General features: G+C 43.3%; 19 protein-coding genes. All 19 read left to right on the top strand.

Annotation, left to right across the window (positions count from 1 at the left end):
* A partial coding sequence (locus tag DDR33_RS00410; RefSeq protein WP_238387604.1) for a MotA/TolQ/ExbB proton channel family protein occupies positions 1-826 on the top strand: 826 nt, incomplete at its 5' end.
* A gap of 89 nt (positions 827-915) precedes the next feature.
* Positions 916-1,536, top strand: a complete 621-nt coding sequence (locus DDR33_RS00405) for a biopolymer transporter ExbD (protein WP_109413787.1) — start codon at positions 916-918, stop codon at positions 1,534-1,536.
* Between the two features lie 18 nt (positions 1,537-1,554).
* Complete coding sequence (locus tag DDR33_RS00400) at positions 1,555-2,097, top strand: ExbD/TolR family protein (protein WP_109413786.1); 543 nt, start codon at positions 1,555-1,557, stop codon at positions 2,095-2,097.
* A gap of 21 nt (positions 2,098-2,118) precedes the next feature.
* Complete coding sequence (locus DDR33_RS00395; RefSeq protein ID WP_109413785.1) at positions 2,119-2,955, top strand: energy transducer TonB; 837 nt, start codon at positions 2,119-2,121, stop codon at positions 2,953-2,955.
* A 4-nt stretch (positions 2,956-2,959) separates the two neighbouring features.
* On the top strand, positions 2,960-3,184 hold the full coding sequence (locus tag DDR33_RS00390; RefSeq protein ID WP_109413784.1) for a hypothetical protein: 225 nt from the start codon (positions 2,960-2,962) through the stop codon (positions 3,182-3,184).
* Positions 3,185-3,188: 4 nt separating this feature from the next.
* Positions 3,189-4,082 (top strand): substrate-binding domain-containing protein, encoded by an 894-nt coding sequence (locus tag DDR33_RS00385; RefSeq protein WP_109414160.1) that lies wholly within the window; start codon positions 3,189-3,191, stop codon positions 4,080-4,082.
* Positions 4,083-4,112: 30 nt separating this feature from the next.
* Positions 4,113-5,771 carry a tetratricopeptide repeat protein gene (locus tag DDR33_RS00380; protein ID WP_109413783.1) on the top strand — a complete coding sequence of 553 codons (1,659 nt, stop codon included), beginning with the start codon at positions 4,113-4,115 and terminating at the stop codon, positions 5,769-5,771.
* A gap of 62 nt (positions 5,772-5,833) precedes the next feature.
* Positions 5,834-6,205, top strand: coding sequence for an NADH-quinone oxidoreductase subunit A (locus DDR33_RS00375; RefSeq protein ID WP_109413782.1), 372 nt, complete (start codon positions 5,834-5,836; stop codon positions 6,203-6,205).
* Between the two features lie 113 nt (positions 6,206-6,318).
* Positions 6,319-6,861, top strand: a complete 543-nt coding sequence (locus DDR33_RS00370) for an NADH-quinone oxidoreductase subunit B (protein ID WP_109414159.1) — start codon at positions 6,319-6,321, stop codon at positions 6,859-6,861.
* Positions 6,862-7,365, top strand: coding sequence for an NADH-quinone oxidoreductase subunit C (locus DDR33_RS00365; protein WP_109413781.1), 504 nt, complete (start codon positions 6,862-6,864; stop codon positions 7,363-7,365). It abuts the gene before it with no gap.
* A gap of 8 nt (positions 7,366-7,373) precedes the next feature.
* Positions 7,374-8,582 (top strand): NADH-quinone oxidoreductase subunit D, encoded by a 1,209-nt coding sequence (locus DDR33_RS00360; RefSeq protein WP_109413780.1) that lies wholly within the window; start codon positions 7,374-7,376, stop codon positions 8,580-8,582.
* Complete coding sequence (locus tag DDR33_RS00355) at positions 8,575-9,111, top strand: NADH-quinone oxidoreductase subunit NuoE family protein (protein ID WP_109413779.1); 537 nt, start codon at positions 8,575-8,577, stop codon at positions 9,109-9,111. The genes DDR33_RS00360 and DDR33_RS00355 overlap by 8 nt, the downstream gene beginning before the upstream one ends.
* 3 nt (positions 9,112-9,114) lie before the next feature.
* Positions 9,115-10,482: an NADH-quinone oxidoreductase subunit NuoF gene (gene nuoF / locus DDR33_RS00350; protein WP_109413778.1), complete on the top strand. Its 1,368-nt coding sequence runs from the start codon at positions 9,115-9,117 to the stop codon at positions 10,480-10,482.
* 21 nt (positions 10,483-10,503) lie between these two features.
* Positions 10,504-11,508: a 2Fe-2S iron-sulfur cluster-binding protein gene (locus tag DDR33_RS00345; protein WP_109413777.1), complete on the top strand. Its 1,005-nt coding sequence runs from the start codon at positions 10,504-10,506 to the stop codon at positions 11,506-11,508.
* Positions 11,508-12,557: an NADH-quinone oxidoreductase subunit NuoH gene (gene nuoH / locus DDR33_RS00340; RefSeq protein ID WP_109413776.1), complete on the top strand. Its 1,050-nt coding sequence runs from the start codon at positions 11,508-11,510 to the stop codon at positions 12,555-12,557. The genes DDR33_RS00345 and nuoH overlap by 1 nt, the downstream gene beginning before the upstream one ends.
* 30 nt (positions 12,558-12,587) lie before the next feature.
* Positions 12,588-13,085 (top strand): NuoI/complex I 23 kDa subunit family protein, encoded by a 498-nt coding sequence (locus tag DDR33_RS00335; RefSeq protein WP_109413775.1) that lies wholly within the window; start codon positions 12,588-12,590, stop codon positions 13,083-13,085.
* A gap of 53 nt (positions 13,086-13,138) precedes the next feature.
* Complete coding sequence (locus DDR33_RS00330) at positions 13,139-13,636, top strand: NADH-quinone oxidoreductase subunit J family protein (RefSeq protein WP_109413774.1); 498 nt, start codon at positions 13,139-13,141, stop codon at positions 13,634-13,636.
* Positions 13,636-13,965: an NADH-quinone oxidoreductase subunit NuoK gene (nuoK, locus tag DDR33_RS00325; RefSeq protein WP_109413773.1), complete on the top strand. Its 330-nt coding sequence runs from the start codon at positions 13,636-13,638 to the stop codon at positions 13,963-13,965. Before DDR33_RS00330 ends, nuoK begins: the two co-directional genes overlap by 1 nt.
* A 60-nt stretch (positions 13,966-14,025) precedes the next feature.
* Positions 14,026-15,939 (top strand): NADH-quinone oxidoreductase subunit L, encoded by a 1,914-nt coding sequence (gene nuoL / locus DDR33_RS00320; RefSeq protein WP_109413772.1) that lies wholly within the window; start codon positions 14,026-14,028, stop codon positions 15,937-15,939.
* Positions 15,940-15,954: the final 15 nt, after the last annotated feature.

The following is a 15,954-nucleotide window of genomic DNA, read 5'->3' as shown; positions in this document are numbered from 1 at the left end:
GGCAACCGCACCAAAACCAACAACTGCGAAGAAAGAAAGCACTGGTTCAAACATTTTTGCAAGTCTGACGATCATCATCTGTATTATTATTGGCTTCCTTCTGTGGAAATACGTAATGGGAAATCCAACAAACTTTGAAGGAGGAGATCCTGAAAACGGTCACCCTCTTGCCGGTAATTATTTCGGAATGGTTTACAAGGGAGGGATCATTGTACCAATGCTGATGGGTATGTTCCTGATGGTTATTGTATTCTCCATCGAACGGTTTTTTGTGATTTCAAAAGCTGCAGGAAAAGGAAATGTTGAAGTGTTTGTAAAGAAAGTTCAATCATTATTAACTACAGGAAACATCGAAGCTGCAATGGCTGAGTGTGACAAACAAAGAGGTTCTGTAGCGAACGTAATTAAATCAGGCCTTAAAAAGTACAGAGAAGTAGAAGCTGACGGTACTTTAGATAACGATCAGGCTGCTTTGGCAATTCAGAAAGATATTGAAGAAGCTACAGCTCTTGAAATGCCGATGCTTGAGCAAAACCTGACTATCATTGCAACCCTGGTATCTACAGGTACACTGGTAGGTCTGTTAGGAACAGTAACAGGTATGATCAAGTCGTTCAGTGCGTTGGCAACTGCTGGTGCTCCTGACCAGGCACAGCTTGCAAACGGTATCTCTGAAGCGCTTATCAATACAGCAACTGGTATTGCGACTTCTACAGTAGCGATCATTATGTACAACATCTTTACTTCAAAAATTGATAAGCTTACTTATTCAATTGACGAAGCGGGATTCTCAATTGTACAGACTTACGCTAGTACTCATAAATAATTTGAAAAAAATTTCCCGGATTTATGGAATGTCCGGGTTTTTTTCATCCTCTATTAAAAATGATTAACGAATCATTATAAAATTGAAAGATGCCTAAAGTAAAAGTACCAAGAAAGAGTACGGCTATCGACATGACGGCGATGTGTGATGTGGCTTCCCTGCTGTTAACATTCTTTATCTTAACAGCAACAGCACGTCAGCCAGAGCCCCTTACTGTCGATACTCCTACTTCAACTGTGAAAATTAAGGTTCCTGAAACTGATATCGGTACGATAACAGTAGGTGAAGGGAAAGTTTTCTTTGGTGTGAAAGGTCAGGATATTCGTATTGCGATGCTTGAAAAGATGGGTGAGCGGTATAAGATTCAGTTTACTCCCGAAGAGAAAAAACGTTTTTCTCTTATGGAGAGTTTCGGAGTCGATATTCATCAGTTAAAGCAGATCATTGCTTTATCCGGAGCCGACAGGAATAAACCCGGCTTACAGCAGGGAATCCCTCTTGATTCTGTAGGTCAGTCTCCTTCTCAGATGCACGAATGGCTTTACCAGGCCCGTATTGCGACAAAAGAGATCAATGATAAGCAAATGCGCGTATCTATAAAGGGAGATTCGAAGGAGCAGTATCCTACCGTTAAAAAGATTATTGATATTTTACAGAAACAAAAAGTTAATAAGTTTAGTCTGATTACTTCCCTGGAAGGAATGGATTAATTCAAATAAAATAAAGATATGGCAGAATTAGACACCGGCGGGGGTGGCGGTAAACATAAAGGCGGGAAGGTAAGAAGCAAGAAGCAGTCAACTCGTGTGGACATGACTCCAATGGTTGACCTGATGTTCCTTCTGATCACTTTCTTCATGCTTACCACCACGTTAGCAAAACCCCAGGCAATGGACCTTGCCATGCCGGACAAGAATGACAACAAGCAAGATCAGCTGGATGTTGCTGATACCAGGACGATGACTCTTCTTTTGGGTAACAAGAACAGGATTGAGTGGTATATCGGACTGGTAGATAATCCGAAAACTCCTCCGACAGTTGAAAACTATGGTAAGGATGGCATCCGCAAAGCTATCCTTGACAAAGCCAAAGAAATCAAGGCGGCAACCGGGAAAGATTTGATTGTTCTGGTAAAACCAAGTGATAAGTCAAATTATAGAAACCTGGTGGACATCCTGGATGAGATTAAAATCACCAATGTTCAGCAGTATGCTATCGTTGATATTACCGAACCGGAGATTGGTTTGCTGAAAAGAGACGGGATATATTAGTACCATTAATTAATAATAAAGATGGCAAAGTTAGATATTTATAATCTTCAGTGGATCGACGTCGTGTTTACTGGCAGGAATCAGGCTTACGGGGCATACCAGCTTCGTAAGAATAACGCCAAAACCACGAACCGGGCGCTGATCATTGGAAGTATCCTTTTTATCCTTGCAATAAGCTCTCCGCTTATTATAAAGTATATCAAAGGGTTGACTCCAGATAGTGAAACAGAAGAAAGAGTGATTCAGACGGAGGTGGTATTGACACCGCCGCCGCCAGTAGATGAGCAGGCTCCACCGCCGCCGCCAGCTGCTGAACCTCCAAGACCAAGGGTAGACCAGGTGCGTTTCCCGCCTCCGGTAGTTGTACCGGCTGAAAAGGTAAGAGACGAAGAGCCCCCAACCGTTGAAGAACTGAAGGTAGCGGATCCGGGTCAGAAAACCATTGCCGGAGATCCTAACGCAGAGATCAGGATCGACGAACCGGTTGGTACTGCTCCTCCGACCAAACAGGCAGTTGTTGAAGATAACAGCGTTCACGACTTCGCAAGTATTGAGGAAATGCCTGATTTCCCAGGTGGTATCCAGAAATTCTATGCTTATGTTAGTAAGAACTATGTTTATCCTGCAGCAGCCCGTGAGCAAGGGGTATCCGGACGACTGATTCTCAGCTTCATCGTTGAAAAGGATGGAAGTCTGACAGATATTAAGGTTGTCCGCGACCTTGGAATGGGTACTGGCGATGAGGCAATGAGAATGCTGAAAAAGGCTCCTAAATGGAAGCCAGGTATTCAGAACGGCCGGCCGGTTCGTGTTCAGTATACTTTACCTATCATGCTGAATCTCGAAGGAGGAAATTAAAGAAATGATAGAAAGAGAAAATAGACAAAAATCGCCCGCAAAGCGATTTTTGTTCATTTTTGGGCTGTTCATGTTTGTTTTTTATTTGGTAGTAGGAATGGCAATTATCTTCTGGGATGGCATTCCGCTGCATCTTGAAAAGCAATACCGTATTGTATTTGGCGTTTTTTTGATTGCCTATTCTTTTTTGCGGCTGGTAAGGCTTCTCCAAACGAGAAAGGATGAATGATAGTATGAAACAGTTTATTGCTTGTCTTGGTTCTTTAGCTCTTCTGTTTGCAGCCTGCAACGGTAATAGTAATAAACAGGAGGAGACTGAAACCAGCGGATCTACTAAAATACTGGTGGATGAAAGTTTTTCTCCTATAGTGGAGGATCAGTGGTATGTATTTGAAAATACTTACCCGCGTGCCGATATTCAGTTGGTTTACCGCCCTGAGAATATGCTTGTCAACCAGTTTTTAAGTGACAGTGCCCGGGTTGCCGTCATGTCGAGGCTTCTTACCAAAGAGGAAGCAAGAGTTTTTGAACGGAAAAACATCAAAATAAGGAATACAAGATTCGCAATTGACGCTGTTGCGCTGATTTCGAAGCGTTCTTCTGCTGATTCAGTTATTACTGTTCAGGAAATTATTGACATAATGCAGGGGAAACCGTCTGAAAGGAAGTTAGTTTTTGATAATCCTAATTCAAGTACCGTAAGATATTTAAAAGATCTGGCAAAAATTAGTAAATTGCCGACTAAAGGTGTATATGCACTTGAAACAAATTCGGAAGTTATTAAGTTTGTACACAATAATTCAGGGGTAATTGGTGTTATAGGTATAAACTGGTATAAACAACCCGGGAAAGAACTCGAGCCGCTGATAGAAGGGTTACGGGTTCTTGGTGTGAAAAATGTTCCCGGAAGCCCTGGTTCTGATAAATATTATAAACCCAGTCAGGATAACCTGGCGATGGAGCTTTACCCGCTCCGGAGGGATTTATATATTATCAACTGCCAGGGGGGAGCAGGATTAGGCTGGGGATTTGCCTCCTTCCTTGCCGGAGAAACCGGTCAGAGAATTGTTTTAAAGTCGGGATTATTGCCTGACAGTATACCTCCAAGAGAAATATTAATCAAATAACAATAAAACGACAGAATATTAAAGTAAACTATGAAAGTGATAAAAAGAGCAGTACAAGCAGGCCTGGTAGGGGTGTTGACGGTGACGGCAGTTTTTGCACAGAATTTGGCGGATGCAAAAAAGGCTTTTGATGCAGAGCAGTATCAGCAGGCTAAGACTATTCTGAAGAAATTGATTGCGGCACAACCAGCTGCAGGAGAAAATTATTTCTTTCTTGGGAATGTGTATCTGAAGACTAATTATACAGATTCGGCCAAAGCAACGTATTCGAAAGGGGTTAGTTCGGATGCCGAGTATCCCCTGAATTATGTGGGCCAGGGCACAATAGAGCTTCTCGCAAAAAACGCTGCAGGGGCAAAAACTAATTTTGATAAAGCCATCTCTCTTGCCAAGAAGAAAGATAATACTCCATATTTATATATGGGAAAGGCTTATATCCTGGCTAAGGATTACACGACAGCCATTACTCATCTTGAGAAAGCCAAATCCATCAACGAGAAAGATGGGGAAGTTTATCTTGCCCTGGGAGATGCCTATATAGGTGATAAGAAGAACAGCGAGGCTTACGGCGCTTACCGGACCGCCTTTGATATGGATAAGAACCTGTTAAGAGCGAAAATTGAATTAGGAAAGAGTGTAAGACGCTCAAAGGCTTTCAAGGAATCTGCTGATGAGTTTAATGCGATTCTGGCTACTAATGCTAATTATGCTCCTGCATACAGGGAACTTGCAGAAACGTATTATGAGTGGGCTAAAGATCAGCCTAATGAGTATAATGCTAAGATGAAGCAGGCACTTGAATTCTACGGAAAGTATATGGATAACACTGACCGTTCTTTAGATTCAAGAATGCGTTATGCAGACTTCCTGATCCTGGCAGGTGAATATAAAGCACTGGAGCAGGAAGCCCAGCAAATGGCGCAGCTCGACAAAGCTAATCCACGTATCTACAGATATCTCGGTTATGCTGCATTCGAGAATGGTCACTTTGAAGAAAGTGTGAAAGCTCTGAATGATTTTATGAGTAAAGTAGAGCCTGAAAGAGTTATCGGACAGGATTACTATTACCTTGGACGTGCAAAGTTAAAAGCTAATGATACAAGCGGCGTATCGTCACTTGCAAAGGCAGTAGCTATAGATTCAGCTTATGCAGAGCCACTCAGTGAGTTGGCAAAGGAGCAGTTTACAGGCAAGAACTACGAGCTTGCTGCTAAATTATATCAGCTTGCTACTTCTAATTCTGCTTCGAAGACAGTTATATATGATCATTTCTATCTTGGAATGGCCTATTACTTTGACTATGCCGGAAAAACTCCTGATGTTCAAAAGGCTAGCAAAGACATTCTTGTTAAAGCAGATTCTGCTTTCAGTTATGTTTCTCAAAAGTCGCCTACAACTCCGGACTCTTATTTGTACAGAGCCCGTGTAAACCGGCTTCTGGATGATGAGCAGAACTCAAAAGGCCTGATGGTTCCTTTTTATGAGAAGTATATCGCTGTACTTGCTGAAAAGCCTGAAGCGATGGCAGATGCCCGTTACAAGAAGAATCTGGCGGAAGCTTACAATAATATAGGTGCTTACTATATGCGAACAAACCAGGCGAAGGCGAAAGAGTATTTCAATAAGACAATAGCTCTTGACCCGACCAACACATACGCGCCTGAAGCGCTGAAGTCCTTAGGAAATTAAATTTAAAAAGAGCCTGGTAACAGGCTCTTTTTTTTATATTTGCCCGAAAAGCAGAACAATACATGAAATCGTCAAGTATGCCGGTTGATTATTTACCTATTATAATCCAGATGCTGGTAGCATTAGGATTTGTACTTTTTACAATGGTCCTTACTCACATGATCGGGCCAAAGAGAAAGACTAAAGATAAGTTAAGCCCTTTTGAAGCGGGTATAGAAGTAGTGGGGAATGCGAGGACTCCGTTTTCAATTAAGTACTTCCTGGTGGCGATACTGTTTGTCCTTTTTGATGTGGAAGTTATTTTTATGTATCCTTGGGCTGTTAATTTCAAAGAGATGGGAGTTAACGGGATGATTGAAATGTTCATTTTTATGGGCACACTCCTGCTGGGATTCATCTATGTAATTAAGAAAAAAGCACTGGACTGGGAGTAATTAGAATCGTTCTAAATAATTAGGCTGCACGTATAGAGCGTGTTATTTTAGTAACTTTGAAGTCCATTCTCATATATGATGAAATGGGCTTTTTTTATTTAAAAGGAGACAAAATGAGTGATATTAAATTAGCAGAAGCACCTGCGGGGATAGAGGGGTCGGGCTTTTTTGCAACTTCTTTTGATAAGGTAGTGGGGCTGGCGAGGGCAAACTCGTTATGGCCTTTACCCTTTGCAACTTCCTGTTGCGGGATAGAGTTTATGGCTACAATGGGAGCGCATTATGACCTTGCCCGTTTTGGTTCGGAAAGGCCCTCTTTTTCGCCAAGGCAGGCAGACATGTTGCTGGTTATGGGAACGATTGCGAAGAAGATGACGCCAGTTTTAAGACAGGTATATCTGCAAATGGCCGAGCCTCGCTGGGTGATTGCAGTAGGTGCCTGCGCCACAAGCGGAGGCATATTTGATACCTATTCGGTGCTGCAGGGAATCGATGAGGTTATTCCTGTGGATGTATATGTTCCAGGCTGTCCGCCACGTCCGGAAGCTATCCTGAACGGGGTGCTGAAACTGCAGGACCTTGTACGGAATGAGCCAATGCGCAGAAGGAATCTGCCAGAATATAAGGAGTTATTAAACAAATACGGAATCCAGTAAATGGGAAAAATAAGTAACCAGGCTGTACTGGAAAAACTCAGTGCAAAGTTTGGATCTAAAATTTCGCTTTCATCAGAACCACACGGACTTTTAACTTTTGAGGCTGGACGTGAGGACATCCTTGAGATACTCAGATTCCTTAAGGAAGATAAGGAGCTGAATTTTAATTTTCTTACAGACATTACGGGGATCCATTATCCTGAAAAGGAGCTGCCAATCGGGGTGATCTATCATCTTCACAGCTTCAGAAACAATGTAAGAGTGCGTATTAAGGTGTTTCTTGAAGACGCAAACCCTTCCATTCCGAGTGCTACCCCTTTATGGGAAGGCGCGAACTGGATGGAGAGGGAAACTTATGATTTCTTCGGGGTAAATTTTGAAGGACACCCTGATTTACGCCGCATTTTAAATGTTGACGATATGACGGTGTTTCCAATGCGGAAAGAATATCCACTGGAGGATCCTAACCGTGTAGATAAAAAAGACTTTTTCTTCGGAAGGTAAAAAAAGACATGAATCAACCCGTTATTATAAATAATCAGGAGCGTAAGGAAACCACTACATTAAACCTGGGGCCTACGCATCCGGCGACTCATGGGGTATTTCAGAACGTGCTGGAGATGGATGGTGAACGTATCGTGAGCGGCGTTTCTACTATCGGGTATATTCACAGAGCATTTGAGAAGATCTCAGAACACCGCCCTTTCTACCAGATCACTCCTCTTACAGACAGGATGAACTATTGTTCGTCGCCCATTAATAATATGGGCTGGCATATGACAGTTGAAAAGATGCTCGGCGTTGTAACTCCCAAGAGGGTAGATTACATGCGGGTGATCATCATGGAACTTGCCCGGATTTCCGATCACCTGATTTGTAACGGAATTCTGGGAGTAGATGCAGGTGCTTATTCGGGCTTCCTTTATCTCATGGAGAAGAGGGAGCATATATATGAGATCTACGAAGAGATATGCGGAGCCAGGTTAACGACTAATATAGGACGTATCGGCGGCTTTGAGCGGGATTTCAATGATATCGCCTGGGCGAAGATCAAAAAGTTTGTAAAGGAATACCCACCGGTGCTGAAGGAGTTTGAAGAGCTTTTTACACGCAACCGCATTTTTATTGACAGAACAGCTGGCGTAGGTGCAGTGGATGCCGAGACAGCTTTAAATTACAGCTGGACGGGTCCTATCCTGAGGGCATGTGGTGTGGATTATGATGTAAGGGTCAATGAGCCTTACAGTTCTTATGAGGACTTTGATTTCGATATTCCTGTTGGTACTACCGGGGATGTATATGACCGTTATATGGTCAGGAATGAAGAAATGTATCAGAGTATCCGGATCATAGAGCAAGCGCTTGAGAAACTGGAAAAAGAGGAGAAGGGCGTATTTCACGCTGACGTGCCAGAGATATATCTTCCTCCTAAAGAAGAGGTGTACAATAATATGGAAGCCCTGATCTATCATTTTAAGATTGTTATGGGTGAGATCGATACTCCTAAGACAGAGGTATATCACTGTGTGGAAGGAGCAAATGGAGAACTTGGGTTTTATCTGGTTAACGACGGGGGACGCGCACCTTACAGGCTGCATTTCCGTCGGCCAAGTTTTATCAATTATCAGATGTATGCACCGATGAGCCGCGGAATGCTTTTGTCGGATGCTATTATTAACATGAGTAGTTTAAATGTAATTGCAGGAGAATTAGATGCTTAAAGTTTCTAACACAGAAGAAATAGTTTTCACTCCTGAGCTTATTACTAAGTTCAACGAGATTGTCGCCCGTTATCCGGAAGGAAAACAAAAATCGGCTCTTCTCCCCATATTGCACCTGGCTCAGGCTGAGTATGGGTGGGTGAGTACGCCGGTGATGGACAAGGTAGCCGAATTCCTTGATCTGAAGCCGATCGAAGTGTATGAAGTTGCAACTTTTTATACGATGTTTTTCCTGAAACCCCAGGGCAAATATGTTTTGGAAGTATGCCGGACAGGCCCTTGCTGCCTTGTTGGTGCAGAAAAAATAATGAAGTATATCGAACAAAAGCTGGAAGTGAAGGAGGGGGAGGTTACTCCTGACGGGTTGTTCAGCTGGCGGGGGGTAGAGTGCCTTGCCGCATGCGGAATGGGACCAGTTCTTCAGATAGGCCCTGAATATACTTTTTATGAGAACCTGACTGAAGCGAAAGTAGATGAGCTGATTGATGGTTTACGATTAAAAACAGCTGAAAAAGCTCAAATAATATAAACGATGGGACGCAAGTTATTATTAGAAAATATAAACGTTCCCGGAATTAACACTTTTGATGTTTACCGGCAAAAAGGGGGATACCGTGCTGTAGAGAAGGTACTTAAAGGTATGTCTCCCGAGGATGTCGTAGAGGAGGTGAAGAAATCAGGGCTTCGCGGCCGTGGTGGTGCCGGATTCCCTACAGGGATGAAGTGGAGCTTTCTGGCTAAGCCTGAAGGTAAGCCGAGGTATTTGGTCTGCAACGGTGACGAATCGGAGCCCGGAACGTTTAAAGACCGGTATCTGATGACCTATATTCCTCATCTTCTGATAGAGGGAATGATTGTTTCCAGCTTTGCTTTGGGAGCAAACACTTCATATATATATGTTCGCGGGGAGATGATGCCCCAGATCCGGATTCTTGAAAAAGCTATAGCTGAGGCAAGGAATGCAGGTTTTCTGGGAAAGAACATTTTAGGTTCGGGATATGATCTTGAATTATATGTTCAGCCCGGTGGGGGTGCATATATTTGCGGGGAGGAGACTGCTTTAATAGAATCTCTGGAAGGTAAAAGAGGGAATCCGAGGATTAAGCCTCCTTTTCCTGCTATTTCGGGTCTTTACAATTGTCCAACTGTTGTAAACAACGTAGAATCTATCGCTGCGACGGTGCCTATTATAAATGACGGCGGGGATGAATATGCGAAACTTGGGATAGGGCGGAGTACAGGAACCAAGCTGATTTCAGCTTCCGGTAATCTGAACAAACCAGGTGTATATGAAATTGAACTGGGGGTACCGGTAGAGGAGTTTATTTATTCGGACGAGTACTGTGGCGGGATAGCTAACGGCAAGCGGCTGAAAGCTGTGGTTGCAGGAGGTTCTTCTGTTCCGATCCTGCCTGCCAATCTTATTCTTAAAACACTAAACGGTGAAAACCGGCTGATGTCGTACGAATCGCTGGCAGACGGAGGTTTTGCATCGGGCACTATGCTGGGTTCCGGCGGGTTTGTTGCATTTGATGAAGACCAGTGTATTGTGCGGAACACCTGGAATTATGCAAGGTTTTATCATCATGAAAGCTGCGGACAATGTTCTCCATGCAGAGAAGGAACCGGCTGGATGGAGAAGGTTCTTCACAGGCTCGAGTATGGGCACGGCAAGCTGAGCGACATTGATCTGCTGGTTGACGTTTCGAAAAAGATAGAGGGAAATACCATTTGTCCTCTGGGAGACGCTGCGGCATGGCCGGTAGCAAGCGCTATTCGTCATTTCAGGGACGAGTTTGAATGGCATGTCAGCAGGCCTGAAGAAGCAATGGATCGTAACTATGGTTTAGCTCATTATGCTGATCCGCTTCCGAAGCCGGAAGCAGTTGCAGCTAATTAAAATAGAAGAGGAATCTTTAACATGTCAGATAAAGTTAAAGTAACAATAGACGGGATTAGCATAGATGTGGAGCCTGGGACCAGTATACTGAATGCAGCCAGGCAGATTGGAGGGGACATTGTTCCTCCTGCTATGTGTTATTATTCGAAGTTACAGGGAAGCGGGGGTAAATGCCGGACTTGTCTTGTGAAGGTGAGCAAAGGATCTGAAAAGGATCCAAGACCTATGCCCAAGCTTGTAGCATCCTGCCGTACTACCGTTATGGATGGGATGGAGGTGCAGAATATCACCTCTCCTGAGGTAGTGGAAGCGAGAAAAGGTGTTGTTGAATTGCTGTTGATTAACCATCCTCTGGATTGCCCTATCTGTGATCAGGCCGGAGAGTGCCATTTGCAGGATTTATCTTATGAACACGGTTCTGAGGCGACCAGATATGAGTTTGATCGCAGAACATTCGACAAAATTGATATAGGGGATAAGATCCAGCTGCATATGACACGGTGCATACTTTGCTATCGTTGTGTGTTTACTGCTGATCAGATCACAGACAACCGGGTTCACGGTATTTTAGGCCGTGGAGACGCTGCCGAAATTTCCACTTATATTGAGAAAGCTGTGGATAACGACTTTTCCGGCAATGTTATAGATGTGTGCCCGGTAGGAGCCCTTACTGACAAAACATTCCGGTTTAAGAACAGGGTTTGGTTTACGAAGCCGGTTGATGCCCACCGTGATTGTCCTAAATGTTCCGGGAAAGTAGCTCTATGGTATAAAGGAGAAGATGTGATCAGGGTAACGGCAAGAAAAGATGTGTATGGAGAAGTAGAAGAGTTTATTTGCAACGACTGCCGTTTTGAGCATAAGAAAACGAGTGACTGGGTGATTGAGGGACCGAGGAAGATTTCTCCGCATTCTGTTATTTCAGCTAATCATTATGAACGACTGACACCTCCTTCAGTTGTGAGGAAGAACCCTGCACTTTTAGAGTCTAATAAAGAGCAGTTTGAACGTGTAACAAAACTTTAATGGAATACGCATTTGTTTTAGAGAAGTTAATACTTGTAACAGTAATATTCCTTATAACATTAGGAATTGCTGCATATTCTACGCTGGCCGAGAGGAAGATCGCAGGCTTCATCCAGGGACGTGTGGGTCCTCATCGTGCAGGGCCATGGGGGATGTTCCAGCCTCTTGCTGATGGTGGAAAGATGTTCTTTAAAGAGGAGATCATTCCTGCTGAATCCAACCGCTTTCTTTTTATAGCCGGCCCGTCCCTTGCGTTGCTGACTGCCAGTATCGGAAGTGCTGTAATACCCTGGGGAAGAGCACTGACCATAGGAGGAAGGACTATTGAACTGCAGGTTACGGATATCAATGTAGGGTTACTTTATATTTTCGGTGTCGTATCGCTGGGTGTCTACGGAATTATGATAGGCGGATGGGCATCCAATAATAAGTATTCCCTGATGGGCGCCATCAGAGCGGCTTCCCAGAATATCAGCTATGAAATTGCTATGGGACTTTCCATTATAGCCTTGTTAATGGTTACAGGAACCCTTTCATTGAAAGGCATTGCAGCACAGCAGGATGGTTTCTGGGCTGACGGATGGTTCACGTGGAACGTTTTCAAGCAGCCCCTGAGTTTCCTGATATTCATTGTATGTGCTTTCGCAGAATGTAACCGTACGCCATTTGACCTTCCCGAGAGTGAAAATGAGCTGGTTGCCGGTTATCATACTGAATACTCCGGCTTTAAGCTGGGAGCGTTCCTCTTCGCGGAGTACATTAATATGTTTGTATCCTCTGCTGTTATGTCGACTTTGTATTTTGGCGGGTATAATTTCCCCTTTATGCACGACCTCGGCTTGTCTGAGAATGTAGTGGCGATTCTGGGAGTACTGGCCCTTTTTGCAAAAATATTTTTCTTTATTTTCTTTTTTATGTGGATACGCTGGACTATCCCCCGTTTCCGTTACGACCAGCTGATGAATTTGGGCTGGAAGACATTAATCCCGCTGGCTATAGCCAATATCGTGATTACGGGAATCTGGATGACAGTAAAGGATTTAATTTAATAAAGCGTAAGCTTTACAGGAAGGCTATTTATGGAATCATTAAGTAACAGAAAGAAAGTATTAGAACAGAAGCCAATGAGTTTCTCGGAGAGGATCTATCTTCCTTCCATACTCAAAGGACTGGCTATTACTTTCAAGCATATATTTAAAAAGAGAGAAACCATTTTTTATCCGGAGCAGGAACGCCCGGTGTCGGAAAACTGGAGAGGGCTGCATTCCTTAAAGAGGGATGAGAAAGGAAGGGAGAGATGTACGGCTTGCGGATTATGTGCTCTTGCCTGCCCTGCTGAGGCCATTACGATGGTTGCGGCTGAGCGCAAAAAAGGAGAGGAGGGGCTTTACAGAGAGGAAAAGTACGCTGCTGTTTATGAGATAAACATGCTCCGTTGTATCTTCTGCGGCTTATGTGAAGAAGCCTGCCCTAAAGAGGCTATCTACCTGGACGGTCCTATTGTTGAGGCAGATTATCTCAGGAAGGACTTCATCTTTGGAAAAGATAAGCTGGTTGAGGCCCCGTTGAAATCGTAAAAAATTATACCTTTGACCACTTCTTAAAGTGGCAAAGTAAAACCATAGAATTAATGAACTTATTCTATTTAATTGCTTTTTTATCAGTCTTTTTTTCACTGCTGGTGATTTTTTCGAAAAATCCGGTATACAGTGTTTTGTACCTGATCATCACATTTTTCACTTTCACCATTCACTATGTATTGTTGAATGCGCAGTTCCTGGCTATCGTAAATTTTATCGTTTACATGGGAGCCATTATGGTGTTGTTCCTTTTTGTGCTGATGTTGCTGAACCTGAACAAGGACTCAGAACCATTAAAATCGAACATCGTGAAGATTGCGGGGGTAGTTGCCGGTATGTGTTTGCTGGTAACGCTGGCCGGGTCAGTGAAAGCTTTAAACGTGTCTGATCCTTTGGTACTGAAGAACCCGGACATTGGCCTTGTTCAGAATCTGGGAAAGGTTTTGTTCAAGGATTTCCTTCTCCCATTTGAAGTTTCCTCCATTCTGCTTTTGGCAGCCATGGTAGGAGCTGTATTACTTGCCAAGAAAGATCCAAAGAAAGTGTAATGGAAACAGTAACTCAAACAATACAGGGCGTTCCTTTAAATCATTATATCATATTAAGTGCCGTTATTTTCTCGATCGGCGTAATGGGGGTTTTGATCCGGAGAAACGCTATCGTTATTTTCATGTCGGTGGAATTGATGCTTAACGCTGTCAATTTATTGCTTACCGCATTCTCTGCATACAGGGGAGATCCGGCAGGACAGGTTTTTGTGTTTTTCATTATGGCGCTGGCTGCGGCGGAAGTTGCTGTAGGGCTTGCCATTATCGTGATGATTTACAGGAATACAAATTCTACTGATATAAATGTATTGAACAGGCTTAAGTGGTAAACCACGTTTTGCAGGCCTTTATTTAGGATAATAGTTAACTTTTTTATACGAACAGGGTTCATGTCGGCGATAAATTTAGTCTGGTTAGTTCCTTTATTTCCTTTGATCGGTTTCCTGATTAACGGATTTGGAAGGAATGTATTACCAAAGAGTATTGTTGGATTAGTAGGTTGCTTGTCTGTACTTTTATCATTTGGCTTAAGTACAGCTATATTTTTTGAATTAGAAAAATCGGGTGCAACTGCGTATTACGTACCTTTGTTTAACTGGATTCAAACAGGATCTCTTTCGATCCCATTTTCGTTCCAGGTTGATCATCTTAGTTCTTTAATGTTGCTGATCGTTACGGGGATAGGCTTTTTAATCCACGTTTATTCCATTGGTTACATGCATCATGATAAAGGATATGCAAAGTTCTTTTCCTACCTGAACCTGTTTGTTTTCTTCATGCTGCTTCTGGTTCTCGGTTCAAACTATGTTGTACTGTTCATTGGCTGGGAAGGGGTCGGGCTCTGCTCTTATCTTCTTATCGGCTTTTGGTATAAGAACAGCTCATATGCAAGTGCGGCAAAGAAGGCATTTGTTATGAACCGTATCGGAGACCTGGGTTTTCTGATCGCCATATTTGTCATATTCAGGATTTTCGGTTCGATTGAATTTGGTGAAGTCTTTACGAAAGCTGCGGAAATGAAGGTCGGCTCACCTGTAATGGTCCTGATCACTATGCTGCTTTTTGTTGGAGCAACCGGAAAATCAGCGCAGATTCCTCTTTTTACATGGTTGCCTGATGCAATGGCCGGACCTACGCCCGTCTCAGCTCTGATCCATGCTGCTACGATGGTAACAGCAGGGATTTATATGATAGCACGTTCTAATGTCCTGTTCATGCTTGCCCCGCTTACTATGAATGTCATAGCAATTGTCGGGCTTGCTACAGCAATTCTGGCTGCTACGATAGCCATTACGCAGACGGATATAAAGAAGGTTCTGGCATACTCAACTGTTTCGCAGCTGGGGTATATGTTTTTAGGACTGGGTGTTGGTGCATATACAGGAGCTTTCTTCCATGTGATCACTCATGCATTCTTTAAGGCACTTCTTTTCCTTGGAGCCGGATCTGTTATCCACGCAATGAGTAATGAGCAGGATATGAGATTAATGGGCGGATTGAGGAAAAAGCTTCCGGTTACCTTTATAACAATGTTAGCAGGAACAATCGCTATATCCGGGATACCCCCTTTTTCCGGATTTTTCTCTAAAGATGAGATCCTTGCAAACGCTTATGAGCATAACAAGATCTTCTGGGTAATTGGTGTTATCGGTGCTGTCTTTACTGCCTTTTATATGTTCCGGATGATGTTCCTGACATTTTATGGCAAGTTCAGGGGAACACATGAGCAGGAGCATCATGTTCATGAGTCTCCCGCTACTATGACTATACCGTTGATCGTACTGGCGGTGTTGTCAATATTCGGTGGATTTATAGGTGTGCCTGAAGTTCTGGGCGGAAAGCACTGGCTTTCCCATTACCTTGCTCCGGTCTTCACGAATAAAGCTGCAGGACATGAAGTACATCATTTAGATCATAACACCGAGTATATGCTGATGACAATATCTGTGCTCGGAGCCGTTATTGCAGCTATTGTTGCTTATGTAAGATATACGAAAAAGCATCACGTGCCGGTTCCGGACCATGCGTCACGCGGCTTTTTGGGTAATCTTTCTTATCACAAGTATTATATCGACGAGGTTTATGATGTACTCATCACACGGCCTTTAAATGCTTTATCCGGATTATTTTATAAAATAATCGATAAAGCTATAATAGATGGAATAGTTAATGGATTGGGTAAGGCAACCGGACTGGCAGGAAAAGGACTTCGCCTGGTTCAGACGGGTAACATAGGGTTCTATATATTTATGATGGTGGCCGGTGTTATTGCTTTGCTTTTCTATAGTTTTTATAAAATATAACAGGAAGGATAAGAA

The sequence above is a fragment of the Pararcticibacter amylolyticus genome (genome assembly GCF_003130405.1).
Lineage (GTDB): Bacteria > Bacteroidota > Bacteroidia > Sphingobacteriales > Sphingobacteriaceae > Arcticibacter > Arcticibacter amylolyticus.
Note: the sequence above shows the minus strand (reverse complement) of the source record. Positions and strands in the feature narration are given on the sequence as shown.